Origin of the sequence: Nostoc sp. UHCC 0252 (assembly GCF_034931145.1) — a bacterium.
Classification (GTDB): domain Bacteria; phylum Cyanobacteriota; class Cyanobacteriia; order Cyanobacteriales; family Nostocaceae; genus Nostoc.
The window spans coordinates 56,548-82,827 of record NZ_JAYGHE010000001.1 but is presented as its reverse complement, the minus strand read 5'-3'; the positions used below and the strand labels follow the sequence as shown (position 1 = coordinate 82,827).

The window sequence follows — 26,280 nt, the reverse complement described above, 5'->3', positions numbered from 1 at the left end:
AACGCGGTGAGTGATAGGAAGCCAGAGAACTCAATATCACATCTTGACAAGGGTTTCACGTTAAGTTGACACCAATGAACATTGTTGTGCCCCTACCCATCTTTCGTATTCTTTTTTCAAATTGGTATAACAAAGAAATGCTTAACTGAACTGTATTGACTTATTTCTATTCCCATGATTGAAATTCATCAATGGCGCTACGAATTAAGGTAGTTATTTGAGTACGACGGGTTTCAAAGTTGGCGGCGATGTAAATCAGGAGGATGCCAACTAGTAAGCCAACAATCCATTTTAAGAAGGAATACTGCAAACTAAAAATTACTGATTGATAGATTGTAGTGATTAAAAAAGTGGCTGTACCAATGTAGAGAAAAGCCCGTATTCGTAAAGCTAATCCGGCAAAAATGGCGATGAGGCTGAAAATTCCAGGTATCCAGGCTGTATTTTGATTAAATAAAATTGCCCACCCGCAAATTAAACCACTACCTAGTAATCTCAGAATATGGCGAGGTGTTTTGTATTCTGGTAGCTTAAGTTGGGTATCTACTTGAGCAATATAAAGCAGTGATAATCCAATTGGTGTTACATACCATAAAACATCAGTCAGGCGTAAGGAATCAAACCAACGGTAAAGTGCCCAATCAATCAACGCCACACTAATATAGGTAAAACGGATGTTTTCACCTATCTTTGCTAAGAAAATGTAAAACCCAGCCGCGAGTAACAAGGTAATGGGGTAAGTTTGCAGTCTGGTTTCCCATAAAATTATCAGTGGGATGATGTAGGCGGCTTGCTGCCAAGGTTTTTTAGACCAACCCCAACTTTCCCAAGGTAGGATGTACAGAAAATAGGCTACCACACAAGCGATCGCACCGTTCCAGGGAACTAAAGGCCCAGCCCAAAATTGTCCTACTGCTGTCTCGCGCCAATAAACCCTCATGCCGGCTACCTCTAATAAGCCGAGGTAAACCCACATCTCGCCGATTGTGATTCCTCCCAAAATGCTGGGGGAAGTATGCGAATTTCGTCCTTGAAAGATGGCATAGCGAATCAAAAATACCCCAGTTCCCAGTCCCACTAAACGGTTAACTCCAATGGGAAGAGGAATCGCAGCCATTAATAAGCAGCTACTCCAAGCCCAGTGAATATGGGCAATTCCTCTAAGTTCTTGGGGAGTCAGGCGTAAGTAACTTACAAGCCAAGGCGACAAAATCCGATATGCATACATGATACTCGCACCAAGGGCAGACATGGCAATCAATCCATCACCTAATGCTCCTCCTGAAGCTTGTAACATTTGATAGAACAAAAGTTCATAAGCAGAAATTGATACGCCAATGATGCCCAAGTAAAGCAGGGGTTTAAAACTCTCACGCCGTCGCCCCACGCCAATGATTATTAAAGCTACACCCAAGGAATACAAACCTGTCCACTCGGTGAAGGTATACAAACGTAGCAATATGCTGAATAGACCATAAATTAATGGCAATATGTGAAAGCTGCTAGGAAGCCTTTCTAATTGGTATCGTCGTCGCCACCACTCTCCGAAAAGTTGAGCGATTAAACCCAAGGCTATGTTAGCGATCGCAATTTTAACAGTTGAGCGTTCTCCAAATCCCAATACTTGGGCAGTCAACAGTTCCAATGACCAACCGATGCCATAAAATGCCCAATTTGTCGGTTCTCGCCAACTGCGATAAACAATGGCTGCTAAGGTGATTGCAGTGGCAGCTATATACAAAAATCCCGAAGACAAAAACCCTGAGTAAATCAGTATTGAGTGCAGTGTCAAACCAAACAACTCAAAACCACACAATGCGATCGCCCATTTATCACTGGCGGCTGCATAAATAAGGGCTAATTCGTTACCGCGCCGGTTCAAAACTGCCCGCGCTAACCATAAACTTAGAGTTGCGATCGCGCCGACAATAAACCAACCTGCTAGAACGAGGTGAGGTAAGCCAGGTACACCCATCCACAGCAGCGCCGCGATGAAACTCAGAGCAAATCCTTCTGTAATTACCGCAGATATTTGGTTTCGTAAATAGCGCGTATTTACGAACATTAAGCCCGCACCTACCGCCAAACCAATTAATCTGGTTCCTGGTAACTGTAAAGTAAGTAGCTGGGCAACTCCCACAGCCAAAACGCTCAAGTAACGGGTAGTAGTGCGACGTTCTGTAATTGTGCAATTGGCAACGCCTGTAAGGGCTATAGGTGTAACTAGCCATAATGCTCCCCAATCAGCTTTGCTATCAGCAACACCATGCCAAGACGATTCTGCATTCATCCACAATAGGAAAAAACTAGCGGCGGCTAATGCTAAACCAACATCCCATGCACTACTTCGCCATAGTCCTTGTTTGACGCTAAATCGCCATTCTGCAACCATCAGAGCTAATAATATACTTGCCCAAACTTGATAACTCAAGGTTGGTGCTAGCCAATTAATAGTAGAGCAAAATGTCAGTACCCCGATGATGTGGGTTAGATATACCAGGGGAAGGGATGAGGGGGAGCGGCGTTGAGTGACGAATGCCAGAGTGATGGTAGAAAATAGCAGATTTAGCGATCGCAATATCGGATTTACTATAGCGATCGTTGTTAAAAAAGATCCAAGTAAAAGGGTGAGCAATTCGCCAAATTTCGCTAATTCTCGCTTTTCGCTGCGATGTAGGCTATCTGTAAGCGCCACCATTAAAATTATGTAGGGAAATAAAGCGATACCCAGCAATGCCCAAGGTTCATTTTGAGAATTTGTGAGTTGGGTGCTAGTTGCGATCGCTAATTTCTGTAAGCTATCAGGTACTAATCGCCAACCTAGCCAAATCGTCTGTAAGCCAATGAAGAAAACCGCAGCGAAGTCTAGCTTTAAACTGTAGCGCCACAAGCGACTTCCCACAAACCACAAACCCAAACCACTGACGGCTATTGCTTGCCAAGGATAATTTACTACCGAAACCAGCCAACCCAAAAACAGGAGAATCCCACCAAGTTTTTCCCAGAGGAAGAGAGATGAAGGAAATGGAGGAGATGAGGCGAATATTAAAGTTACTTCCTCTGCTCCCCCTGCCCCCTGCTCCCTGCTCCCTGCCCCCTGCTCCCTGCTCCCTGCTCCCTGCCCCCTGCCCCCTACCCTCTCTTGTGCTAACCAAGTTACAAGAGCGCCGCAAATACCAATTGCTAACCCTAGCTGCGTAACATCTACCCTAGCAACAAAAATCGTCCGCACTAGCAGCACTATTAAGGCATAAATAATCACAGCAGCAGGTAAGCTAATACTTAACCTACTGCCATCGCTTCTATCTTCCTCAATTACAGTCTGAGGCTGCTGGTAATTGTGATAAACGGTAATTATAGTTGTGCCAATCATTGCCACATAAACGGCAATTAAGGGGAATCCTCTTAATTGCCAACCCCAATGCAGATAACTCAGCCCAAGAATATTGACTAAAGGTAATTTCCCGGTACGTAAATTGGGAAAAATAGTCCGATTTTTGCAAAGTAAGACAGTTATAGCAGTGAGGGTAGGCCAGGCGATCGCAACTACAATCAAATCCACAGGATTTTGCCACAACCCAAAGCTATCCATTGCCCAAAAGTTGACTGGAACTAACAAAAGAGTCGCAATCAGCAAAGTTTGAGCCGTCAATCTGAGGTTGTTTTGCCTAGTCGCCCAAAAGCTTAACCCCCAAAAACTCAAAGTATAAGCCAATAAAACTCCATACTGTCCAGAAGCAGGAAACTTTTCCCACTGACTCGCAGCCAGTACTCCAGAGGATACCACTACCAGGAATACCCCTAGAAAAAGCAGCCAGCGTACACTTAGTTCTGCCCCCAAAGACTGCAACATTGTACTGACAAAGTTGGGTTTGGCTGTTTTTGGTTGCGGCTGTCTACGACGATTCGATTGTGAAGCTGCTAGGGTTAACTCTTCGGATTCATCAGTTAAAAAAGTTACCTTTTTTTTAGTTTCAGGCTGGGATTGCAACGCTACCGTACACACCAGAAACTCTTGGCATAACTCCTTAACTTGGGTATCGGATATCAAACCTAAACGCAGCCATATATCTAATCCTTCTAGCAAGTGAGGATGTGAGGATGGTAGTCTAATTTCAAATTTTAGCGGGCGCTCAAGGGGCGATGACATAAGCGGCAGCAGTATCGGTATATACTTTAAGTAAATCTCAATTAAAGTATATTTTGGTTCTAATTATGCCACTTATTAGGCTAGTTGATGTTAATTTTTAAGTTCTTACGAAGTCAGAATCCCAACCGCTAGATGCGATGTATTCTTGGGTTTAGGTGGATTTTGTGACTTTCCAGAGAAACTGGTTGATCTGCTGTAACTTTGAATTGTAAACTTTTTCAATTCCAGTTTTCAAGGGATCAGATGGCTCGAACAAGAACAAAAATATGTCAGTAAAGCCACTAGTTATCTTTGGTAACTGATTTTTTCCTACAATTTGATATTGCACTTTTGGATCGAGCAAATAACTAAGTATTTGTACTGGTGGCAATATGTTAGCAGTACTACTTATTAATAGTGGTTTACTACCTTGACTGACAATGTTAGCAATTTTAGGAAATTCTTCATATTTTTCAGGAAATTTGTTCCACCACATCTGGGCTTGAGAGTTGAGCGTAGAAGAGACAATTCCGCTCATAATTAATATAAACGTTATAAGCGACCAGAGCTTATTTTGCCAAGCTTTAGTATTAATGGATGCGATCTTAGTCGTCAATAGGTAAGCAATCGCTACCTGTATACCTAAAACTGAAGAAAGTGTATATCGACTAGTCGCATATCGTTCTTGAAAGATGAAATCTGCTATCAGTAGAGGAATACCTACCGATCCAATTAAGGTTAAGACAAATAACCAAACTTTTTTAGGGGTTTTTCGACAAATAAAATAAATTGAGTAAAAAATTAAAGTTAAAATAATTAAAATAAAAGGAATTAAGGTGATCTTAACTATTCCTGGAGTGCTAGGACTAACACCTAAATCAAGAAATGGACGGCTAAAAAGCCCAGCCCACCTCATGCCTGACTCTAAGAATGTTTGTTTAGTGCTTGCCCAACTTGCTGCTTCTGGCTGAGGATAAGTAATAATAACCCAAATCCAAGGTACAAAACTCATCAGCCCAGCAAGTGATGAAATCAAATAATAAATCGATGTTTTACTCAATCGGAAGCGTTCGATTGCTATTAGATAAATTCCTTGTGCAAAAGCAACTAAGGCAAAAAATAGATGAGTATAAAATCCTAATGATAATGTTACTGCATAAATAGCCCAACTAACCTTTGTTTTTAGGCGCATAGCTCGCAACAGTGCTACGCTCGACATTAAAATAGTTACTATCCATAAACTGTATGCTCTTACTTCTTGTGCATACACGAGATGAATGGGTGAAACGGCTATCAACGCGATCGCCATCCACCCTACTAGTGAAGACTCAAATAATTCTAGACATAGCAAATAAAGAAGAGGAAAAGTAAACAGACTAATAAATGCTGAAAAACTTCTCGCCACTGCTACAGAATCGCCAAACCACTCCACCCAAAACCGGGTCATTAAAATATACAATGGCAGAATTTGTGAGTCTTCTACCATAATCCCTTTAATTGTGTCACCTGCGTCTCGTTCTGCATTGGGATACTGGTATTTATGCAAATCTTGTATAGTGAACACGCGGCCATCACTTAACTGCTCATTCATTTCTGCCTGCAAATAGCCAGATATCCGTAATGATGAGAAAGTTTCATCGCCCCAATAAACTTTTTTGTCAAGATTGGCAAACCGAAAAAAGACACTTATTACTAATAGGATGATAAGTAAAAAACGTAATCCAGACTTAGAAATGTTCCAGCCCTGTGATGATTGCTTTTCTATCCGGGTCTGTGATGATTGCTTTTCCATACAGGTTATAAAATTAGTAGGAACACTAGCAAAACAATATCAGCAAAAATTAAAAGCAGTTTCGATTGCAGTTTATCTAAATATTTAAATTTAGCATATCAGTTATAAGCTAGCAAGTAAACGTCTACATAACTGATCTAAGATTAACGCTTCATCAGAATTAAATTCTCTTAGGACTTACGCAAACAATAATCAAAACCCTGATTATTTGGTAGGGGTAATTCATGAATTACCCCTACCATTTGTAGTTTTGCGTAAGTCCTATCTCTATCAAAAATTATTGGGCTAAAGGTATCTTATGTTCAACAAATAAGGATCAAAAAGTTTCCAGTTTTATAGTGATGAAATACCATACTGAATATAATTTTCACTTGAAATCATACAGTATGGATTAATCTAAATGTAAAATAATTATGTTAAAAACAAAAAGATTTAATAAATTTTATGTGAAGATAGTATAAATATGGTTTCGGGCAGGATTGTGATTAAAAGCACGTTAATGCTTGTTTAAATAGAATATTGCAACAGTGGAAGATTCTGGAATTTGGTTTATCGAACAGAATTCAGGAGTCAGGAGTCAGAATGAGTATTCTGTATGACTAGCGGATGAATAATCGGGTTGAAATTGAAAATTTGGTGGCGCAACAATTCCTGCGCCGATCTGAATCCTCGACTGATTGATTCTGACTCCTGAATTCTGACTCCTGAATTCTTCTTCAATGAGTAGCAACCGCGATCGCACATAAGTAACTACGCAAAATTAATTACAGTCATTGCGAGCGAAGCGTTCGCGGAGCGTCTCGTAGAGATAGCAATCCCAGCCCTTGCGATTGCTTCATTTCGCTTCGCTGCATTCGCAATGACATTGTGTAATTAATTATGTTTACCTACTTAGCAAACACGATGTCTTTTCTATATCCTCGGTGTAGAGCATTTTGTAACCTTCTCAACTGAATCACCATCTTGCAGTAATATAGAACTCCTGTTTGATTTTTGAAAATCGGTACACCTTAATCTTCTAGAATCCTTTTACCTCTAGTTAGTAAATCAAAAATCTGTATCTAAAATGGGCCTGTAGCATATAAAACGCTTGTAAGATTTTTATGACTTCCCGTATTCGCTTTTTGATGTGTCCTCCTGACCACTACGATGTAGACTATGTGATTAATCCCTGGATGGAAGGGAATATTCATAAATCATCGCGCGATCGCGCCGTAGAACAGTGGCAGGGATTACACCAGATTCTTAAAAAACACGCCATTGTAGATTTAGTACCACCTCAAAAAGGTTGGCCAGATTTAGTTTTTACCGCCAACGCTGGCTTAGTACTGGGGAATAATGTCGTCCTCAGTCGCTTTTTGCACAAAGAACGTCAGGGAGAAGAACCTTACTTCAAACAATGGTTTGAGGAAAATGGTTATACAGTCAATGAACTTCCCAAAGATTTGCCCTTTGAGGGTGCAGGAGACGCACTGCTAGATCGAGAAGGACGCTGGTTATGGGCGGGATACGGTTTCCGATCAGAATTAGATTCTCACCCTTATCTAGCCAAATGGCTGGATATTGAGGTTCTCTCTTTACGACTCATCGACGAACGTTTTTATCACCTCGATACCTGTTTTTGTCCCTTAGCAAATGGCTATTTGCTCTACTATCCAGGCGCTTTTGATTCTTACTCCAACCGCTTAATTGAAATGCGAGTCGCACCAGAAAAGCGAATCGCAATTGCTGAAGCCGATGCAGTCAACTTTGCTTGTAATACGGTGAATGTGGACAGCATTGTGATCATGAACAAAGCAAGTGAAGCTTTGAAAACCCGCCTTGCAGAGGTGGGTTTTCAAGTGCTGGAAACACCGCTTACGGAATTTCTGAAAGCTGGTGGTGCAGCTAAATGTTTAACTTTGCGGGTAACGGAACCAGTTAGAGATGAAATTCATGCCAATGTCTCGGTAGAAAGCCGGATCATTCGCATGGAAGGACACTTACTTGATGCTGGCTTAATTAACCGCGCCTTGGATTTGATTATAGATGCCGGGGGAAGTTTCCAAGTCCTGAATTTCAACTTGGGAGAACAGCGCCAAAGTACCTCTGCTGCCGAAGTGAAGGTATCAGCACCATCTCATGAGGTGATGGAAGAAATCATCTCTCTATTGATTGATTTGGGTGCAGTAGATTTACCCCATGATGAGCGAGACGCGATCTTGGAACCTGTGATCCAAGATGGTGTTGCACCTGATGATTTTTACGTCAGCACAATTTATCCTACCGAAGTCCGAATTAAGGGACAGTGGATCAAGGTAGAAAATCAGCGCATGGATGGCGCGATCGCAATTACTCAAACTCCCTCTGGTGTAGTTGCTCGGTGTAAAATACTCCGGGATTTAAAAGTTGGCGAACAGGTAATTGTGGATGTATTAGGTATCCGTACCATTCGCAAAACCGAATCGCGCGAACTCCGCAACACCCAAGAATTTAGCTTCATGTCGGCGGGCGTTTCCAGCGAACGGCGCGTGGAGTTGGTGGTTGAACAAGTAGCTTGGGAATTACGTAAAATCCGCGATGCTGGCGGTAAAGTAGTTGTCACGGCTGGGCCTGTGGTGATTCACACTGGTGGCGGCGAACACTTGGCGCAACTAATTCGGGAAGGATATGTACAGGCATTGCTGGGTGGAAATGCGATCGCAGTTCACGACATCGAGCAAAATATCATGGGCACTTCCTTGGGTGTAGACATGAAGCGGGGTATCGCCGTTCGTGGTGGACACCGCCATCACCTGAAGGTAATTAATAGTATTCGGAGATATGGCAGCATTCCGAAAGCTGTGGAAGCGGGGGCAATTAAAAGTGGCGTAATGTATGAGTGCGTCCACAATAATATACCTTTTGTGCTTGCAGGATCGATTCGGGATGACGGGCCTTTGCCTGATACCGTAATGGATTTGATTCAAGCGCAGGAGGAATATGCTAAACACCTAGAAGGTGCGGAGATGATTTTGATGCTGTCATCGATGCTGCACTCCATTGGCGTGGGGAATATGACCCCGGCGGGTGTGAAAATGGTGTGTGTGGATATTAATCCAGCTGTGGTGACTAAATTAAGCGATCGCGGTTCTGTAGAATCGGTGGGTGTGGTGACAGATGTGGGATTATTCCTTAGTCTGTTGATTCAGCAGTTGGATACGTTGACAAGTCCTTATGTAAATAAGGTAGGTTAAGAAACGAACCGCGAAGACGCGAAGGGCGCGAAGAAAGGAAATGACAAGAGTAGCTTTTAGTGAACAGTTGCAGGTTAATTGGGTAAGTTTGATTGCTGATTTCTTGTTGGTAGGAATGGTTTTTGGCCCGCCTATCGCTCCCTTTTTGGCTGCGTCTGGAGTGTCTTTGCTGACTGGGATTGCGGACATCATTTATTTCATGGGTAATCATGTATGTCCGCAACCATCTATGGGATTAGATTTAGCTCCCCCGTTTATTATGGCTGTGTGTATGCGCTGCTACGGCACTGTCACGGGTTTGTTGATTACTCGTTTGCTGTATGGGTTGACTGGTGGTAAAGGATTTTACTGGTTGAGTCAGTATGGCTTAAGTGGAGTGGCTTTAGCTAGTCTGCTGATGATGGCTTATCCTTTGGAGTTGGCAGCACAGATTTTTGGTTTATGGAGTTTCAATAATTACTTGGTTACGCCTTTTGGGTTGATTACGGGTTTGGCGTGGGGATTGTTTACTATGCCAATCCTGCATGGTTGGCAGGGTGCTAAAACTAGTTTGCATGAATTGTAGAGACGTTGCGTTGCAATGTCTCTACTGAACAGTATTAGTATAGTTTCCCCTTTTTTTTAGGTTGGGGGATCAAGCCTTAACTGAACCGTATTGATTTACAGGACTGAGGGCTGATTTGTGTTTACGTTTTTGCCGTAAGCCTACACTTAATGCTCCAAAAGTTAATGCACCTAATGCAAAATTAGGTTCGGGAACACTGGCAATAGTAGATTTATTTTCTAAACTATCGGTGGTTCCACCAAACTCGTACAACTCTAACCCATAGCTAAACAAACCGTCTGAATCACCGATAAATTGCAGAGGTGCTGAAAATTTCAGCACAGTACCGTCAAGGCTGTATGGTACTGAACCACGGATGTTACCCCAGCCTCCTGAATTTGGTTCCGATGGGCCAACTGAGAAGACATCACGTATCCGAATGTCACCTGCAACGTTAATTTCTTCTCCGCGAATAATTGACTCAAGTTCACTAAAGTATGGAGAGCCTCTGAATATAGGAAATTCCCCATCTGCTTCAATAAAGTATTGAAAAGAGTCGGCTTGTCTATTGAATTCATCAACTGTGAAAAAGTCTGGCACTCTATTAAAATCTATAGTAAATAAAACTTCTTTGGCATCAAAATTTACCACGGCTGACTCTGATTCAACTAATAGTACTGCTTGCGCTATTTGCCCTGTGCCCAAGGCAATTAAAGCTGCTCCCACCATAGAGACTGAGAATTTTTGCAGATTCATCATAAAAATTGCTTTTTGTAACCGTAGTATGACATCAAAACAATACAGCCACTAACACATTAATTAACTGCTATCGCAGTAATTTCACTGAATTTTCATGATAATTTTACAAAATTTTTAACAAAAATCATACTAAGTTAGGATGTAGGATGCCAAGGAACTCCTTCGCACGCAACAATTAGCGATCGCTAGTAATTATAGTACTAAGTAAGTAGGTGCTAATATTTACAGCTATGCTGTCACTTTCTGTTCACATTCTTTTTATAAATTGGATATAAATCAAATTTTTAGTGGTTTTTCATAAATTAGTATGTTTACTTACTAAAGTACCTTCAATTTCATATCAACAGACAACAAAATAGGAGCAAGTAAATTATATAAGAGGTAAATGATATGTTCGCGGATAGAATTTCAAGACAACAGATACCACAATTAAATACTCATTTTTTAAACTTGAGCCAAACAAATTTATCTAGAGTCAGCTTAAGTACAGAAAAGCGTGATAGCGAAACGCTGCGTGGAGAGAATACAAATGCTGCAACAACTCCAGAACCGTCTTTGCTTTTAGCTCCTATTGCCTTGTTAGCAGTGAGCATGGTAGTTATTTTTCATAAATTCAAGCTGTCTGAGCAAACTAACAAGCTAAATAATTCAGATCCATTCCCCTGTCGAAATTGTCATTTTTTTTGCAACAGTAGTTATCTTAAGTGTGCCGTAAATCCTTCTGCTGTTTTTACAGAAGCAGCAATTAATTGTCATGATTATCATCCGTTAAAAAACAAGAAAAATCGTGGTTTCAAAAGTTCAGAGCATAAGTAAAAATCATTAACAAAGAGAGGACTGATTATGTTAGGTCTCATCGTCACTTGGTTAGTCACCGCTATTAGCTTTTTGATTATTTCTAGAATCCCATTTTTGGGAATAGAAGTAGATAGTTTTGCTAAAGCAGCAATCTCTGCTATAGTCTTTGGTATTTTAAATGCTGTTTTGCTACCTGTCCTTACCTTTTTCACTTTTCCATTCATTATCCTTACCTTGGGATTATTTTTCGTTATCTTAAATGCCATCATCTTTGGATTGTCGGCTTTAATTGTCCCAGGTTTTAGATTACGTTATGGCTTTTGGAGCGCTTTGCTAGGTTCCATTACTTTAGCAATCATTAACTCAATCCTATTAAGAATTTTGGCTCCACTTACCTGAAAAAAAGACAACGGTATTAACAGTTTTTATTGATTGTATAACCATTAGGAAAAGCTTGATCATGAAATCATATTTTAGGCAACCAGTTATTTTGTTTTGCGTGGGATTTTTTCTAATCTCTACTCTATTTGCTTGTCAACCTCAACAGGTAGCATCGCCCCCAACTTCTACAGCAACTCCTGTACAAACGACTGCGCCTGTAACAAATACCCGCCCCGTAGCTTATGTTGATCGCCAACTAAGCACAAATCCGGCTCAGTTGCCACCATTACCTTACGCTTATAACGCTTTAGAAAAGGCTATTGATGCAGAAACAATGAAACTGCATCACGATCGGCATCATGCAGCTTATGTCAATAACCTCAACGATGCCTTAAAAAAATATCCGCAACTGCAAAATAGCAGTGTAGAAACTTTGCTACGGGATTTGAATAGCATCCCTGAAGAGATTCGGACGACAGTACGTAACAATGGTGGCGGTCATCTGAACCACACGATTTTTTGGCAAATTATGAGTCCTCAAGGTGGCGGACAACCAACAGGAGAAATCGCTCAAGAAATCAACCAAAACTTTGGTAGTTTTGATGCTTTTAAAAAACAATTTAATGAAGCGGGAGGCGATCGCTTTGGTAGTGGTTGGGTTTGGTTAGTGCGTAATCCTCAAGGTCAGTTGCAAATTACCAGTACGCCAAATCAAGATAGCCCAATTACAGAAGGCTTGTATCCGATTATGGGAAATGATGTGTGGGAACACGCTTATTACCTGAGATATCAAAATCGCCGTGCTGATTATTTAAATAACTGGTGGAATGTAGTCAACTGGTCGGAAGTAAATAGACGCTCCCAAGCCTCACGCCAACAAACTTAGAGTGTTCCAAAAAATAAATGATCTAAAACCCGTCATTGCGAGCGTTCGCGGAGCAATCGCAAGGGCTAGGATTGCTATCTCTACGAGACGCTCCGCGAACGCTTGGCTCGCAATGACAATTGAGCATTTTTTTACTTGGAGTCCTCTTAGAGGAGGTGGCTGATGAAAAGTCTATTAATGCATAGTCCAGTTGCGATCGCATTTGGTTGGATTGGGGCGTATATATTCATCACCCTATTACCTTTGCTAATTTTGCTGATTTATCCTCCACTGTCTGGAAGAGGATTTTGGATTGATTTTTCAGTTGCATTGGGTTTTATTGCTTTGGCGATGATGGCATTACAATTTGCCCTCACCGCCCGGATTAATCGGATTGAAGCCTCCTACGGCGTTGATATCATTCTTCAGTTTCACCGCTACATCTCGCTAGTAGCATTTACCTTTGTCCTGATTCATCCGTTGATTTTGTTTGTAGTTCAGCCAGAAACACTGCAACTATTGAACATTTTTACAGCGCCGTGGCGAGCAAAAATGGCTGTTTCGGCAACTTTGGCGTTAATAGCACTGGTTGTCACCACCGTCTGGCGACAACAACTGAATATCCCTTACGAACCTTGGCGCACTGCTCATGGTGTTTTTGCAGTTTTAACAGTTAGCTTGGGATTGGGACACGCTATTGGCGTGGGTAATTATTTAGGGCTATTTTGGAAAGCAGTATTGTGGACTGCGATCGCACTAATTGCTCTCTGGTTACTAGTTTATGTGCGTCTGGTAAAACCTTGGTTAATGTTGAAAAAGCCTTATCTAGTAGAAGAAGTGCGTTCCGAACGTGGTGATGTGTGGACACTCGCACTCCGCCCAAGAGGACACAAAGGCTTTCAATTCCAACCTGGCCAATTTGCCTGGATTACTCTGGAAATCTCTCCGTTTCGGATGCGAGAACATCCCTTTTCTATGTCTTCCAATGGCGACAATTTTGAAAAAATAGAGTTCAGTATCAAAGCTTTAGGAGATTTTACCAACACCATCAAAGATGTGCCACCCGGAACCAAAGCTTTCTTAGATGGCCCCTATGGAGTGTTTACCACAGACCGCTATGAAGACACAGCCGGTTTTGTGCTGATTGCTGGGGGTATTGGGATTACTCCCATGATCAGTATGTTAATTACCCACGCTGAACGAAAAGATGAACGCCCTTACCTATTAATCTACGCCAGTAAAACTTGGGAAGATATCACATTCCGCGAAGAACTCAATGAACTCAAGGAAAAGTTAGACCTAACTGTGGTTCATGTACTTAAGAAACCACCCGAAGATTGGCCAGGGGAAACTGGCTACGTAGACAAGGAACTTTTGCAAGGTTATGTCCCCAAAAGACGAGCAACACGGCAATACTTCATCTGTGCATCACCAAAGATGATGGATCAAGTAGAAATAGCCTTGCATCAACTTGAAGTTCCACCGATGAACATCCACATGGAACACTTCAACCTTGTTTAACTCCTCAATATTCGACTGCTAAACCTTGTAAAATCCATAATCTATTATGCGTTACAGTATTATGCTGCAAATTTTAACAGCCATCACTTTAATTTTAGTTAGTGGTGCTGCCTTATTTGCTTGGATACAAAACCGTCCTCCTGAAACTAATAATGCTCAAGAACTAGGAATAAGTAACAAGTAATGAGTAATGAGTAATACTTATTACTCATTACTTCGGGGTCTTAAACCCTTGAATTTACGATAAGCGATCGCTAGTATCTACAGTCCTAGCGATCGCACATCTAAAATGTGATAATCTTTCCTAGCTCATGATGCCATTAATTTTTTGCGGCTGGGACGCTTGTACTCTGATTTTTTCTTCAATCCTACCGCTTGGGCTTGATCGCTATCCGAACCATATTGCCCGCGCACAACTTCTTTCATCGCTAATACCGCATTATGAAATTCCCATTCTGCTAATCGCGCAGCATCAGCAGCAGCACGGTATAAAGTTAGCTTCTCAGTTTCGGATTGTTGCTGGGCTAACATAGCTTGATAAGTTTGCTGTAAGTTAGTAGCAGAGGCATCAGCACGGGTTGTTTCATAAGTGGCGATCGTTTGCAAACCATGCCATGAAGTCACATCTTCACTAATTACTTGAGGGCGCAAACGGCGTGTTTTATCTTGAATAGGCATATCAGTATATTGTTGTAATCTACATATTTAATGTGCCCATTGCAACCCTAAAACTAACAGTAAGGTGAAATTTTTAGCTAAAACAAGGTTAAACAAAGGATAAGTTCTTTTTTGCAGGTCAATGCATCAAAGGTGCAGGGCGATGCATCAAAGGTGCAGGGCGATGCATCAAAGGTGCAAGGCGATGCATCAAAGGTACAGGGCGATGCATCAAAGGTACAGGGCGATGCATCAAAGGTACAGGGCGATGCATCAAAGGTGCAAGTTGATATAACTTAGTTGCAAGCCAATCCAATAAAGGTACAGGTCGATGCATCTAAGTTACAAGTCGATACATCAAAGTTGCAAGTCGATGCATTTAGCCAATTTGTAGGGTGAGCAAACATTTGCCCACCTTATTTAGACAAGTTGAGCAAACAGCAGACAACTAGGGTTTCAGCACGTTATCAGCAAACTGTCCTTGCACATTTCCTGCGGGAGAATACTGACAAACTACATAGAAACCATCGTACTTAGTACCCTCAATTGTTGCAGGGCCAGGTGCAGCACCACAGCCTACTTTGGTACTGCCTTTCCAGACTACCTGAGTAAAATGCCCGGTGTCACCAGAAAATACAGGCTTGGTGTAGTCATAGTTTTCAATTTCACTGTACCAGTCTTGAACTGCTGCGCTACCTAAGTTTGTTGAGTCTCCACCTCCACTCCAGTATATATTTTCTCCTACATTGTTTCGATTAGTACTGTGTTCTAAGTCACCTTTAGCTGCTATGGTTTGTGCCCAAGCTTGGGCGCTCTGGTTGAGAGTATCATCGATAGTCACGTTAGGACTCTTATGCTTGGCTCGATAAGTGTTGTGTGCAGGTACCACATCGCTACGCAACTTGGCTAAGTCAATAGATGTCTCTCCTAAAACGGAGTTACCGATCATTGCTCCTGCTGTGATTGCAATGGTTAAAGCTGTAGTTGTTGTTAGGGTTAGAGTTGAAAAGAATTTATTCATGGTTTCGTATCTCTTGAGTTAACTTTTGTTTGTTTGTTAATTGATTACACGGATTCAGCGAATTTGTAAGTATTATCAACTAAGCATTGTGTAGAGATATTGCGATACAACATCTTTACCAATGCAACACTTTTACTGAACCGTATAGGCGCATAAACTTCTACACCTGTGCCTTTTGACTACAGAGGCAAGGCGATCGCCACCGTAAAGGGCGGGTACGCTATCGCTAAAACTTTGCTTAAATCATTGACGTAATGGATTGTACAGCGATCGCCTGGGTAAGCACATCGTACAAGTGTCCTATTTTTGACTAGGATCAATGACCTATATAACTATTAGTTATGAATAGAGAATGTATATAGAGAAGTGAAAAGTCTCTATTCAGGTGATATTACTTGTTTGTTGTTAGATATAAATTTTTAATACGACAAATAATGACTCTTATTGCAACCATTTTGGGTATCATTGCTGGCATTTGCCTATATATCGGCCTGTTACATTTGCTGATTGCCTATGGGCGATTACAAACAGCGCTTCACTTCTGCTTTGGGTTAGTTGGCTTAGGAGTTTGTGCCTATATCCTGGCTTTGATACTCACATATCAAACTACTAATGTAGAAAACTACATAATTGCTAAAAAATTAGCATCTTCTATAGGATATATTGACGGAATTACTATTGTCTGGTTTGTAGCTTTATATACTAATGTTAAGCCGATGCGTTTAATTTTGGTACTGAATAGCGTCTACGTCATCAGCTTGTTAATGAACCAAATTTCCACTACGGGGATTCTTTACTCTCATATCAGTAGCCTATCAAGTATTTCTTTGCCTTGGGGCGAATCGATTACTCACCCAAAAGGTACACTCAATCCGTTATTCAGTTTTCAATTATTAGCTTTAAACAGTAGTGCTGTCTTCTTGTTTTTCGCCTGTTACCGTCAATACCGACGTGGTGAAAAGCAAGCAGCGTTGACTCTGTGTCTGAGCATAGTGATTTTGGTAGGAACTGTTCAACACGATCGCCAAGTGGATTTAGGGAGAATCAAATTCATATACCTGGCTGGATTTGGATTTATGTCCTTTGTGGTGATTATGAGTCTACGCCTAAGAAAGGAGTTGATCCAAGCGGTGAAGCTAGGGGAACAATTGATTGAAAGCGAACGGCTACGGAAGATTGCCGTGGAAGTGGAGCGAAATCGTCTCGCCCGCGATTTACACGATTCAGTATCGCAGACATTGTTTACTGTAGCGGCAATTGCCGAAGCCTTGCCTAGAGTCTGGAAACGCAACCCAGAGGTAGCCCAAGAGGGATTAGAGGAACTTGCCCAATTGACACAAGGGGCGTTAGCAGAAATGCGGAATTTACTAATTGAGTTGCGTCCTAGTGGTTTAGCAGATAAACCTTTAGGTGAATTGCTACGACAGTTAACCAAGGGAATTCAAGGACGGGCAAGTTTTCAGGTAATAACGACGGTGGAAGGCGATCAGCCTGTGTCTAATGAAGTAAAGCTTGTCTTCTACCGAATTGCTCAAGAAGCACTAAATAATATTATTAAATATGCCAAAGCAACGCTTGTATCAGTCAGCTTCCACGGCGATTCACAGGAAATAGTCTTGCGTATCAATGATAATGGCTGTGGTTTTAACTCCAACAAGATACCATCTGGTCATTTGGGTATAGGAATTATGAGAGAGCGATCTGAGTCCATTGGCGCTATTTTCTACTTGTCAAGCTATCCAGGAGAGGGGACTGAAATTGTCCTGAGTTGGTCAATGGCTGTAAATGAAATAGGTAGTAGAGACTAGGGACTTGGGCATTGTGCATAAATAAAGTTAACTACTAAAAGCGTAATTTATTATTTTTGATTGACCATTAGTAAGGGTTTTGGGCATATTTGTTTTTGTAACATAGTTATGCTTATTTATATCGATTTACTTATAACAAACAGGTTTACATATTATGTTGTGGGATTTGTCCGTGATTGACTGGCGGGAAATAAAAAATTAAAGATTAAGAATCTCGCGTATAAATACTGAAAATGGAACAATAATGCCAATGTATTAAAAATAGTTTTAATATTGCGGATTTATTTATGGAAAAAGATAAATCAGTGAAACCGATTCGCGTGATTACTGTTGACGATCATGAAATTCTGCGGGGAGGTATTAAATTTCTCTTGCTGGCGTTTGATGACATTGAATTAGTGGGTGAAGCGCGTAATGGAGAAGAAGCAGTACGTTTGTGCGAACAGTTGCAACCAGATGTAGTGCTAATGGATTTGATGATGGTGGGGATGAATGGAGTAGATGCAACAAGAGCTATCCGCGAAAAATACTCAGAAATCCAGGTTTTAATTTTGACCAGTTTTTTAGAGAAAAACTTGGTACAACAAGCAATGCAATCTGGTGCTATTGGCTACTTGCTTAAAGGTATCTCGATTGATGAGTTAGCAGATGCCATAAGGTCTGCTGCGATCGGTCGTTCTATGTTGGCAGCAGAGGTGATTCAAGCGTTGCTGCAACCAAGTCAACCATCATCCCCACCTGTCTATGAACTGAGCAAGCGACAAGGAGAAGTGTTAGCACTGCTGACTTTAGGATTGAGTAATGAAGCGATCGCTCAACGAATGAAGTTGAGTCCTTCTACCATTAGACACCATGTCAGCCACGTACTGAATAAGTTAGGAGTAACGAACCGCACTCAAGCTGCAACTACAGCAGTGCGAGTTGGATGTGTTTAGTGTTGGTGAATGAACTTAATTACTTTGAATATTTTATATTGCAAAGTTTTAAGAGAATTGATTTTAACAAGAGTAGTAGCAATACCCACGGTGGGCTACGTCAACGCTACTACTCTTGTCACGCCAGTAAGGTGTTTAATTTTTGCAGGTCAATGCATCTAAATTGCAGGTCAATACAACTAAATTGCAGGTCGATGCAACTAAATTGCAGGTCAATGCATCTAAATTGCAGGTCGATGCAACTAAATTGCAGGTCGATGCATCTAAGTTGCAGCCTGATAGGGAAGGGAAGAATTCAAAGTTTCATTAACTCACAGCTTCTACTAGCTGCAACGAGGAGAATGCAACTAAAACTCGTTGGTGCAAAAAGTTACGGTGTTAGCGATCGCTAATATTCTAAATACTAGCGATCGCTACTGGGTATATTTCTATCGTCTCATCCTGCCTGTACTTACCTTCACCTTCTGAGATCCTTCAACGATTTGGTAAAGTTTATCTTCAAGTTTTTGCATACATGCCGACCAATCAAATTCGAGTATAGAGGGGCGAGCGTGCCGAGTCATATCTGCTTTCAAATCGGGATTTTCTAGAATCGTAATCACCTTTTGAGCGAAGTCTGTGGGGTTGTTGGGTTGGGCAAGAAAGCCGTTCCGACCAGGAAACACCTGTTCTGAAGTTGAGGGTGCAAAAACAGCCACTAGAGGGGTTCCAGATGCTAGCGCTTCGTTATTTGTAGTGCAGAAGTTCTCGGTGACGGAAGGATTGACAAAAATATCCGCTCTCGCAAACCAACCTAAAAGTTCTGTACCGTGTGACTCGCCCCATATAGTAATACCCGATCCAAACTTTTTAGCACGCTCACGAATCTCTTCATCCATCGGGCCACTACCAACAATCACCAGATGAACATCAGGAATTTTGGCAGCTATGACTGGAAAGATATCAAGCAATTGATTGACATTCTTTTCCGGGGTAATGCGTCCGACAAACAAAATAGTTGGTCGGTTATCGTTAGGGATTGGATTGTAACAAATGTTGCGTGGATGAAATTTTTCGCAATCAATGCCTTGATAAGGGACATATTCGGCACGTTGACATTTCAGTTCTTCGTATTTAGTGAGTTGTTCTTTAGAAGAAAAGTAATTAAAGTCATAAGACTCACTAAACTGCTTGACTAAAATGGGAACAATCGGACGAACAAAGTTAAAGAATTTATCTCCAAAATAATATTTGATATACGCAACGATATCAGTGTGGAAAAGTGAGATTATTGGTGTGCCTGTTCGTTTTGCGTATTCGACACCAATTGGACGACCATAGCCTTGCAAGAAAAATGAGTACAAACCTCTCATTTGGGCTGCTTCTTCAACCAGAATAATATCAGGCTTAAATTTCTCCAGCAACTTGGTATCACTCCAATGCCGATGATTTAACGGTTGAGGGAGAGACTTATAGAATAACAGTGGTTCTGTGGGAAATGCGTAAGCAGAGAAATTTGGAAAAGACTGAATTTCATTCAAACCCGGCATGGGGCGATCGCCAACATTTTTGGGATAGCGATCGCTGATTTGCGGATGAACTAGAAAAACCTCATGTCCTTGCTCTAGCAACCAACGAACTCGTTGGTGAACTGCGACAGAAACACCAGTCAAGAAAGGAGCATACAATCCTGTAAACAGTGCAATGCGAAGTTTTTGCTTAGTCATAATAAAGGGGAATTTTTCACGAAAATGCTGGTTTTCAATTTAGGATTTACGCAGCTAATGTTTCATGAACATCCTGATTATCTAGCTCAGAAATTCCCATTAATACGGTTAGACTAAGGATTTACGCATTTTCAAACAGCCGAAATTCTCGATTATGAAGTGGATGTTTATAGTGCTTCTCGTTTGTGTCTAATAGACTCTGACCTCTCTCCATTCCTCTCTCCTAAAAAGAGAGAGGCTTTGAGGCTTACTCCCCTTATCTATAAAAAAGGGTTGAGGGTTTTGGTCTGTATTAGACTCAACTGAAACCTCTATATAAACCTAGATTGAAACTATCAAAACATCCAAATTACTAAGTCAAAATTCCCCTTAATATATTTATCTAAACCCTTGTCATTAATGCAAATACATTTTGATAATCAACGAGAAACAACGTGTATTCTGACAAGGGTTATAGCTAATATAGTTGTACTAAATATAAGATAATATAATTTGAAGACTAGGGAATGTTTAGTGTAATAACTTTCATACCCTAGTTAATATTTTAGCGATTTAATTCAAAGAGAAACTTTGCTATCAATAGGCTGATCTAACCATTGATAAGGACGATATTCCACTAGTCGGACATTCCAAGGCCCTTGAACTCGATAGGAGACACCGCGCCAGGTAACTGTTGAGATCCAAATGGATGATAGCATCGCTAACCCATAAACCCACTGCGTTAGCGGAATTCCAATCAGCATTTTGATGATTGTAGCACCTGATAATTTGGCGATCGCCTGGTCATTAGAGCGAACCACTCGCTGTACCTCTAATTCCAACACGAGCATAATCAAGAGTAATCCCACAGTATAGACACTGTAGCAGCCTAATAAAAGAATCGCAGCTTCCCATTTCGCCTGCAAGAAGGACTCTAAAACTAAGATGATGAGTGCAGTAGGAAACAAAATACTAGAAACAGCTTCACTAACTAAAGCTAACCAACGCGGGTGATACAGTCGAGAATAAAGTATCAGGCGCTTAAGATAGTCGATTAAGCTGGATAAATCAGTCTCTTCACGATTAACAATTAGCAGCGAAGGCACAAACTTTACCTGAAACCCATGTTTCTTGAGAATGTCGTGCATCATAAAATCTTCGCCTAAAGCTTGTCCCCACTTATCTAGGAGTTCTGTTTGGTGAAGCACTTCTGTTTTCACAGCCAAACTTCCACCCCAAGGAATCTGGAAGACAAACATTTGCACCACTGTGGATACATTACCGATGTACCGCACTATAGATCCCCAATATCTACCTGTAGGTACATACCAACGATTACCTGTTGTTGCTCCTACTTTGGCATCACCTAAAGGACTGACTAATTCTCGCAGCCAATTTACATGGACTATGGTATCAGCATCTACTAAGGCAACCACCTTGTAGGAATCATCCAACTCACGGACAGCTTGAATTAAAGAACTGCATTTGAGACTACAATTGTTGCGTACTATTCTCAAAGGGCTAATTTGAACGTTGGTCGCTTCTTGCTCTGTGATGGTTTCACTGGCAATTTTCCAAGCGGGGTCTTCGTGACTATCAACGATCAATTTTAAATCATAGTGTGGATAGTTTTGGTTCAGGAGCGATCGCAAACATCTAGGCAAAAACGGATCGGCTCCGCGTAAGCAAAGAATCACTGCCGTTTTGGGTAACTGATCATCTGGTAATAGGTTTTTTTTAGATGAGCGCAGATACCATATAAAAACAAGCGTTAAACACACCTGAATAACCAACCAACCCGTCAAAGACTTAGACAGAAATATCGCCAAATCTTCCATTAAATTTTTAGTCTCCGGTGAATTAGGGGTTGGGGATTGGGGACTAGGGACTAGGGATTAGGAATTGGGGATTGAAAATCAGAAGTATCTCCTAGAGAAGGAGTCCCCAGTACCAAGTACCAAGTACCCAGTCCCTAGTCCCCAGCCCCCAATAGCCTTTATTAATCCAGCGAATATTTCATGATGATGTTAACTGTTGTACTTTTATTTACAACAAAACTCGCATCACGAAACTTTGGTGTACCTGTTTGTATAGACACAGTTGGATTTTTGGAAATACCAAAACCTTCTTTGGGAATACCGAAAAAGTCTTTATTGAGTTTGCGATCGCCATTTTGATCATCAACTACGGCAACAGCATAAGTTCCAGGCTTCAAACCGGAGAATTCTTTTTTTACAGAATTGCCAGTAATTTTAGCGCAGCCACTTTGAGATCCCTTAGAATTATTCATCGGAAATCCTTGTTCAGTTGCGTAAACTCTAAAGCAAATCTCACCTTTTTTGTGTTGTATCCCATTTACTACAACACTAAGTGTTGCAGTTGGTTCTGCATTCACTGTTTTAGCAAAGCTGAGGCTCACTAAAGTAGCAAGTAAAGCCTTAGAGATTTGAGATAGTTTCAGCATAGTTTTGTAGTGATAAAATAGGTGACTTTGAGGCTGACAAAAAGCTGTACTTACCAGCTTTTATTTTTAAATCGATTTGTTAAATGGATGACTTGATGTTTTTTCATTGATGCTGTCTGCCAACCTTTCCAAACTAATTGCAGCGCTTTTAGTAAATCTTTCAGCAAAAGATATTCTGTTCCTTTTAACTGCCGATATAGACTTCTATGGCAAGACAGGCGATCATTCCAACTTAGGGGACTACGCCATATAGAAAGTAGATACTCCCAAATTATTCTCCAATGCGGCAATAAAATTCGTCCTTTCTTTGCTGAATCAAACCACACTGTATAGGCATAAAAATCAGGCAGTATACTCAATGAGTGTTTTTTAGCGTTGTTAGCAAACAACAAATAATTAGGGAAATACATACTCATTGATTGCTGCGGATGGCTTCTGGCAAAAAACAGGTATTCAGGAATTTCGTAAAATCGGCCGAGAATACCAAGTCTTAGCAAGAGAATTCCATCTGCATTACCGTAACCACCCATCTGTGGTATCTTTCTCAAGGCACTGGCACGAATTACTCCGTAACATTGATAACATAAATGTTTCGCCAGTAATTCGTGAAAACGCTCGTGTGGTTTTAGTGCATCGGCCTTAAGTTTGATATCGTAATTTTGGAGAAAATTACCCTGTTCATCAATAAAATATGTCTGGGAATGACACAAGACTATGCTAGGGTCTTGGTCAAGTATCTCAACACACTTCTTGATAAAATCTGGAGCATGTAGATCATCATAAGCTGCCCACTTAAAGTACTCACCTGAAGACAATTTAAAGACGCGATTAAAGTTACCGGCGCAACCAATATTCTTATCATTGCGGTAGTAACAAATACGTTGGTCTTTCTCAGCATAAGCTCTACAAATTTCCTCAGTTTTATCTGTAGATGCATTATCTGAAATAATTAGCTCAAAATCTTCAAAGGTTTGACTCAAGAGTGAATTTATGGCTTCTTTAAGAAATTTTTCACCATTGTATACAGGTAATCCGATGCTCAGTCGTGGCTGATTGCTACTCATAAGAAGTATGCGGATAATCTGTAGATTACTTTATGTTTAATTGCAGTTAATTGTTAGGCAGATGCAACGGAAGAATTGAGAATCCAGAATCCAGAATTCAGAATAATTTCAATAAAATCAATCAACCATGCTGTAGCCTCTTGATTTTCCCATCGTTCTGTTAGCGTTAGCAGGACGTTTAGCCCATTCTGACTCCTGAATTCTGAATTCTGACTTCTTAAAATCTGTTGACTATTTAATCAAGTTTTGAATATCTGTTTTTTGCAGCCATTCATGTGTTCGCTGCATTCCTTCTTCTAAGTCAACTGTTGGTTTATAATTTAACAGGCTTTGTGCTTTGACAATAGAACAAGCATAAGGACGAGTCATAAAATCTATAGACTCTGGTAAAATATCAACTTTTTTCCGAAAAAGTTTTTGTCCTTGAACACGTAGCTTTAGAAACAACTTGATTTCATCTTTCGATAATGAAAGGGGTGCTTGTAAACCTTCCATTGCTGCTAAACGCATAAAATACTCTTTCCAAGAAGTTTCTTGTCCGTCAGTGATATTAAATATTTCACCGTAGCTTTCTTTTTCTATCGCTAGAAAGATGCCATCAATCAGGTTATCTATATATACGTGATTGATTACTCCTTTAGCATCGTTGGCACAGGCAAATAATTTTTGACGCATCATCAAGATTGGTCTGACTATCCAGGGTATACTTCCTGGCCCATAAATATCTCCGGCTCGAATAACGATTATGCCAAAATCTGGAGAATGATTCAGTTCTAAAACTGCTGTTTCGGCTTCTATTTTCGTTTCACAATAAGGATTATTTGCACCAGAAAGTGGCCCGGATTCTGTAACACCATTAGGATAGTTGAAACCGTAAACCATTACACTGGAAAGATGCACAAATGTTTTGACACCAGCATGTTTAGCAGCTTTAGCCATGTTGACAGTACCGCCAACATTGACATCACGAAAATTCTTAATTGCACCAGCTTCTTCGGCAAGTTGATCTGTATGTAAAACGATATCTACTCCCTGACAAGCCTTTTGAGCAATAGTAGAATCGGTGATACTACCAATAATTATCTCAACACCTAAATTCTGTAATTGCTTGTTCTGTTCTGTAGAACTTTGCAATCCACGAACCTTCATCCCTTGCGCTATAGCTAACTCGGCTGTACGTAAACCGACGAATTGATCAATCCCGGTAATTAGCAGGGTTTTGTCTTTGAGGTTCATAAAATCGAAATTATTGTTAAATGGGTGAATTTGAGTTGTTAGATAAAAGACTGAAAATATATACCAAATTGGTATAAAGAAGAATTTTTCTGTAGAGAAACTGCCCCAATGCTTCGTTATGATTCTGTATCAGGGCCAAGTAATTTGATTATTTTGCTGCTAGGAATAGCTAGAAAATATCTCCCGGATCTGCGGAGCGGAGTTTGTTAATAGCAAGCGCTCCTGATGTTATACACATTAAAACTGTTGAAGTTAAGACAATCACTGCATTATTAGTGGTCATAACTATTGGTAGTTTAGTGGCTTCTGCTGCGAAACTGTATAACAATACAGAAGTAATAAATCCTGGGATATAACCTAAGATTGCCAAAATTAAAGCTTGTTGAAAGACCACATTCAGTAAGTAGCTATTGGCATAACCGATGGCTTTCAAAGTGGCGTAAGCAACAAATTGGGTAGCAATATTGCTGTAAAGAATTTGATAAACAATAACCACACCAACAACCGCAGCCATTGTCAACATCAAGTTAAGAATAAAACCAATGGGGGTTCTAACAGCCCAATATTCTTTTTCAAAGTCAATGAAGCCTTGACGGGTGAAAACTTGGACATCATTAGGCAAATTTGCTTGTAAATTTTTCAGTACGTTTTCGACATTAGTACCAGGTTTGAGTGAAATCAAACCGATATCTATCATATCCGCCGGGCGAGTATTGGGGTTTATCCTTAAAAAAGTGGAGTCACTAACAAGTAAATTTCCGTCTACCCCAAATGAAGGCCCTAAGCTAAATAATCCACCAATTCTGACTCTATAGCCAATTAATGAACTGTAGGGAAATATTTCAATTGTCTGTGCAGTCTCTCCCGCATTAAATTTTTCAGCTATTGGGCCAAACTCTGGGCGAGAACCCCGATCAAAAAGCACAACATCAGGAATTTTGAGTTTATCTAAATTTTTCTCCACTTCTGGGAGATTCATTACCGGTCTACCTGGATCGAAACCAATAACATATATTGAATATTTCTCACTAGTTGCCGGATTTTTTAGTTTGGCAAATTGCAAATACATGGGGCTGACTGACTCTACGCCATTAAACCCCAGAGATTGGTATAAACGAGTCCGCGAAAAACTTTGATTTGATGTCAAAGATTTATATTGCGAACTCACTAAAAATAAATCTCCTTTGAGATTTTGATGCACTGCGGTTGCACTGGAATAAAGAGCATCTTGGAAACCAAGTTGCACAAACATTAGCAGCACAATAAAACCAATCCCGGCTACAGCTACTATTAAACGAACTTTTTGCTGCGCTAGCTGTAGCCAACCTAAAGGAATTTTGAAATTCATGGATTTATTTTCTCATTTGTCATTTGTCATTGGTCATTTGTCATTTGTGAATGACCTA

General features: G+C 40.7%; 21 protein-coding genes. 9 read left to right on the top strand and 12 right to left on the bottom strand.

From position 1 onward, the window contains the following. Positions 1-166: 166 nt before the first annotated feature. Both VB732_RS00295 and VB732_RS00290 read right to left on the bottom strand, forming a co-directional pair. Entirely contained in the window at positions 167-4,150 is a 3,984-nt protein-coding gene (locus VB732_RS00295) for a DUF2157 domain-containing protein (RefSeq protein ID WP_323228821.1), read from the bottom strand. A 151-nt stretch (positions 4,151-4,301) separates the two neighbouring features. Continuing rightward, positions 4,302-5,921 (bottom strand): glycosyltransferase family 39 protein, encoded by a 1,620-nt coding sequence (locus VB732_RS00290; protein WP_323228820.1) that lies wholly within the window; start codon positions 5,919-5,921, stop codon positions 4,302-4,304. Positions 5,922-7,024: 1,103 nt separating this feature from the next. Here VB732_RS00290 and VB732_RS00285 point away from each other — a divergent pair. Together VB732_RS00285 and VB732_RS00280 are read left to right on the top strand one after the other, a co-directional pair. Continuing rightward, positions 7,025-9,136, top strand: a complete 2,112-nt coding sequence (locus VB732_RS00285) for a TIGR00300 family protein (RefSeq protein ID WP_323228819.1) — start codon at positions 7,025-7,027, stop codon at positions 9,134-9,136. A gap of 40 nt (positions 9,137-9,176) precedes the next feature. Further along, positions 9,177-9,701, top strand: a complete 525-nt coding sequence (locus VB732_RS00280; protein WP_323228818.1) for a DUF2085 domain-containing protein — start codon at positions 9,177-9,179, stop codon at positions 9,699-9,701. Positions 9,702-9,770: 69 nt separating this feature from the next. On the opposite strand, the gene VB732_RS00275 is transcribed toward VB732_RS00280, so the two are convergent. Continuing rightward, the gene (locus tag VB732_RS00275; protein WP_323228817.1) at positions 9,771-10,439 is read right to left on the bottom strand and encodes a hypothetical protein; all 669 of its coding nucleotides are present in this window, start codon (positions 10,437-10,439) and stop codon (positions 9,771-9,773) included. 450 nt (positions 10,440-10,889) lie between these two features. Between VB732_RS00275 and VB732_RS00270 the strand changes: the two genes are divergently transcribed. From VB732_RS00270 to VB732_RS00250, 5 genes are all read left to right on the top strand, one after another. Further along, positions 10,890-11,255 carry a hypothetical protein gene (locus tag VB732_RS00270; protein WP_323228816.1) on the top strand — a complete coding sequence of 122 codons (366 nt, stop codon included), beginning with the start codon at positions 10,890-10,892 and terminating at the stop codon, positions 11,253-11,255. Positions 11,256-11,282: 27 nt separating this feature from the next. Further along, on the top strand, positions 11,283-11,636 hold the full coding sequence (locus tag VB732_RS00265; protein WP_323228815.1) for a phage holin family protein: 354 nt from the start codon (positions 11,283-11,285) through the stop codon (positions 11,634-11,636). 61 nt (positions 11,637-11,697) lie between these two features. Next, positions 11,698-12,504, top strand: coding sequence for a superoxide dismutase (locus VB732_RS00260; protein ID WP_323228814.1), 807 nt, complete (start codon positions 11,698-11,700; stop codon positions 12,502-12,504). A gap of 162 nt (positions 12,505-12,666) precedes the next feature. Beyond that, positions 12,667-14,004 (top strand): ferric reductase-like transmembrane domain-containing protein, encoded by a 1,338-nt coding sequence (locus VB732_RS00255; protein WP_323228812.1) that lies wholly within the window; start codon positions 12,667-12,669, stop codon positions 14,002-14,004. Between the two features lie 46 nt (positions 14,005-14,050). Continuing rightward, entirely contained in the window at positions 14,051-14,188 is a 138-nt protein-coding gene (locus VB732_RS00250; RefSeq protein ID WP_323228810.1) for a hypothetical protein, read from the top strand. 125 nt (positions 14,189-14,313) lie between these two features. Here the strand turns inward: VB732_RS00250 and VB732_RS00245 are convergent, their stop codons facing one another. The 3 genes from VB732_RS00245 to VB732_RS00235 form a co-directional block, all read right to left on the bottom strand. Then, positions 14,314-14,682, bottom strand: coding sequence for a hypothetical protein (locus VB732_RS00245; RefSeq protein WP_323228808.1), 369 nt, complete (start codon positions 14,680-14,682; stop codon positions 14,314-14,316). 118 nt (positions 14,683-14,800) lie between these two features. Further along, positions 14,801-14,998 carry a hypothetical protein gene (locus tag VB732_RS00240; RefSeq protein ID WP_323228807.1) on the bottom strand — a complete coding sequence of 66 codons (198 nt, stop codon included), beginning with the start codon at positions 14,996-14,998 and terminating at the stop codon, positions 14,801-14,803. A 111-nt stretch (positions 14,999-15,109) separates the two neighbouring features. Continuing rightward, positions 15,110-15,682, bottom strand: a complete 573-nt coding sequence (locus VB732_RS00235; RefSeq protein ID WP_323228805.1) for a CAP family protein — start codon at positions 15,680-15,682, stop codon at positions 15,110-15,112. 434 nt (positions 15,683-16,116) lie between these two features. On the opposite strand from VB732_RS00235, the gene VB732_RS00230 reads away from it, so the two are divergent. Both VB732_RS00230 and VB732_RS00225 read left to right on the top strand, forming a co-directional pair. Continuing rightward, positions 16,117-17,490, top strand: a complete 1,374-nt coding sequence (locus tag VB732_RS00230; protein ID WP_323228803.1) for a sensor histidine kinase — start codon at positions 16,117-16,119, stop codon at positions 17,488-17,490. A 287-nt stretch (positions 17,491-17,777) separates the two neighbouring features. Continuing rightward, positions 17,778-18,425 carry a response regulator transcription factor gene (locus tag VB732_RS00225; RefSeq protein WP_323228802.1) on the top strand — a complete coding sequence of 216 codons (648 nt, stop codon included), beginning with the start codon at positions 17,778-17,780 and terminating at the stop codon, positions 18,423-18,425. A gap of 428 nt (positions 18,426-18,853) precedes the next feature. Here VB732_RS00225 and VB732_RS00220 read toward each other — a convergent pair whose 3' ends face one another. From VB732_RS00220 to devC, 6 genes are all read right to left on the bottom strand, one after another. Further along, positions 18,854-20,131 carry a glycosyltransferase gene (locus VB732_RS00220; protein ID WP_323228800.1) on the bottom strand — a complete coding sequence of 426 codons (1,278 nt, stop codon included), beginning with the start codon at positions 20,129-20,131 and terminating at the stop codon, positions 18,854-18,856. A 557-nt stretch (positions 20,132-20,688) separates the two neighbouring features. Further along, positions 20,689-21,948 carry a glycosyltransferase family 2 protein gene (locus VB732_RS00215; RefSeq protein WP_323228799.1) on the bottom strand — a complete coding sequence of 420 codons (1,260 nt, stop codon included), beginning with the start codon at positions 21,946-21,948 and terminating at the stop codon, positions 20,689-20,691. Between the two features lie 161 nt (positions 21,949-22,109). Then, complete coding sequence (locus tag VB732_RS00210; RefSeq protein ID WP_323228798.1) at positions 22,110-22,574, bottom strand: DUF2141 domain-containing protein; 465 nt, start codon at positions 22,572-22,574, stop codon at positions 22,110-22,112. Positions 22,575-22,624: 50 nt separating this feature from the next. Next, positions 22,625-23,638 carry a glycosyltransferase family 2 protein gene (locus VB732_RS00205; protein ID WP_323228796.1) on the bottom strand — a complete coding sequence of 338 codons (1,014 nt, stop codon included), beginning with the start codon at positions 23,636-23,638 and terminating at the stop codon, positions 22,625-22,627. Positions 23,639-23,869: 231 nt separating this feature from the next. Continuing rightward, entirely contained in the window at positions 23,870-24,874 is a 1,005-nt protein-coding gene (locus VB732_RS00200; RefSeq protein WP_323228795.1) for an NAD(P)-dependent oxidoreductase, read from the bottom strand. 169 nt (positions 24,875-25,043) lie between these two features. After that, on the bottom strand, positions 25,044-26,222 hold the full coding sequence (devC, locus tag VB732_RS00195) for an ABC transporter permease DevC (RefSeq protein ID WP_323228794.1): 1,179 nt from the start codon (positions 26,220-26,222) through the stop codon (positions 25,044-25,046). Between the last annotated feature and the right edge of the window lie 58 nt (positions 26,223-26,280).

What these genes read in the sequence shown, in the direction of transcription:
- VB732_RS00295 (WP_323228821.1), bottom strand. Translation starts at nt 4,150, where the DNA reads ATGTCATCGCCCCTTGAGCGCCCGCTAAAATTTGAAATTAGACTACCA.
- VB732_RS00290 (WP_323228820.1), bottom strand. Translation starts at nt 5,921, where the DNA reads ATGGAAAAGCAATCATCACAGACCCGGATAGAAAAGCAATCATCACAG.
- VB732_RS00285 (WP_323228819.1), top strand. Translation starts at nt 7,025, where the DNA reads ATGACTTCCCGTATTCGCTTTTTGATGTGTCCTCCTGACCACTACGAT.
- VB732_RS00280 (WP_323228818.1), top strand. Translation starts at nt 9,177, where the DNA reads ATGACAAGAGTAGCTTTTAGTGAACAGTTGCAGGTTAATTGGGTAAGT.
- VB732_RS00275 (WP_323228817.1), bottom strand. Translation starts at nt 10,439, where the DNA reads ATGATGAATCTGCAAAAATTCTCAGTCTCTATGGTGGGAGCAGCTTTA.
- VB732_RS00265 (WP_323228815.1), top strand. Translation starts at nt 11,283, where the DNA reads ATGTTAGGTCTCATCGTCACTTGGTTAGTCACCGCTATTAGCTTTTTG.
- VB732_RS00260 (WP_323228814.1), top strand. Translation starts at nt 11,698, where the DNA reads ATGAAATCATATTTTAGGCAACCAGTTATTTTGTTTTGCGTGGGATTT.
- VB732_RS00255 (WP_323228812.1), top strand. Translation starts at nt 12,667, where the DNA reads ATGAAAAGTCTATTAATGCATAGTCCAGTTGCGATCGCATTTGGTTGG.
- VB732_RS00250 (WP_323228810.1), top strand. Translation starts at nt 14,051, where the DNA reads ATGCGTTACAGTATTATGCTGCAAATTTTAACAGCCATCACTTTAATT.
- VB732_RS00245 (WP_323228808.1), bottom strand. Translation starts at nt 14,682, where the DNA reads ATGCCTATTCAAGATAAAACACGCCGTTTGCGCCCTCAAGTAATTAGT.
- VB732_RS00240 (WP_323228807.1), bottom strand. Translation starts at nt 14,998, where the DNA reads ATGCATCGACCTGTACCTTTATTGGATTGGCTTGCAACTAAGTTATAT.
- VB732_RS00235 (WP_323228805.1), bottom strand. Translation starts at nt 15,682, where the DNA reads ATGAATAAATTCTTTTCAACTCTAACCCTAACAACAACTACAGCTTTA.
- VB732_RS00230 (WP_323228803.1), top strand. Translation starts at nt 16,117, where the DNA reads ATGACTCTTATTGCAACCATTTTGGGTATCATTGCTGGCATTTGCCTA.
- VB732_RS00225 (WP_323228802.1), top strand. Translation starts at nt 17,778, where the DNA reads ATGGAAAAAGATAAATCAGTGAAACCGATTCGCGTGATTACTGTTGAC.
- VB732_RS00220 (WP_323228800.1), bottom strand. Translation starts at nt 20,131, where the DNA reads ATGACTAAGCAAAAACTTCGCATTGCACTGTTTACAGGATTGTATGCT.
- VB732_RS00215 (WP_323228799.1), bottom strand. Translation starts at nt 21,948, where the DNA reads ATGGAAGATTTGGCGATATTTCTGTCTAAGTCTTTGACGGGTTGGTTG.
- VB732_RS00210 (WP_323228798.1), bottom strand. Translation starts at nt 22,574, where the DNA reads ATGCTGAAACTATCTCAAATCTCTAAGGCTTTACTTGCTACTTTAGTG.
- VB732_RS00205 (WP_323228796.1), bottom strand. Translation starts at nt 23,638, where the DNA reads ATGAGTAGCAATCAGCCACGACTGAGCATCGGATTACCTGTATACAAT.
- VB732_RS00200 (WP_323228795.1), bottom strand. Translation starts at nt 24,874, where the DNA reads ATGAACCTCAAAGACAAAACCCTGCTAATTACCGGGATTGATCAATTC.
- devC (WP_323228794.1), bottom strand. Translation starts at nt 26,222, where the DNA reads ATGAATTTCAAAATTCCTTTAGGTTGGCTACAGCTAGCGCAGCAAAAA.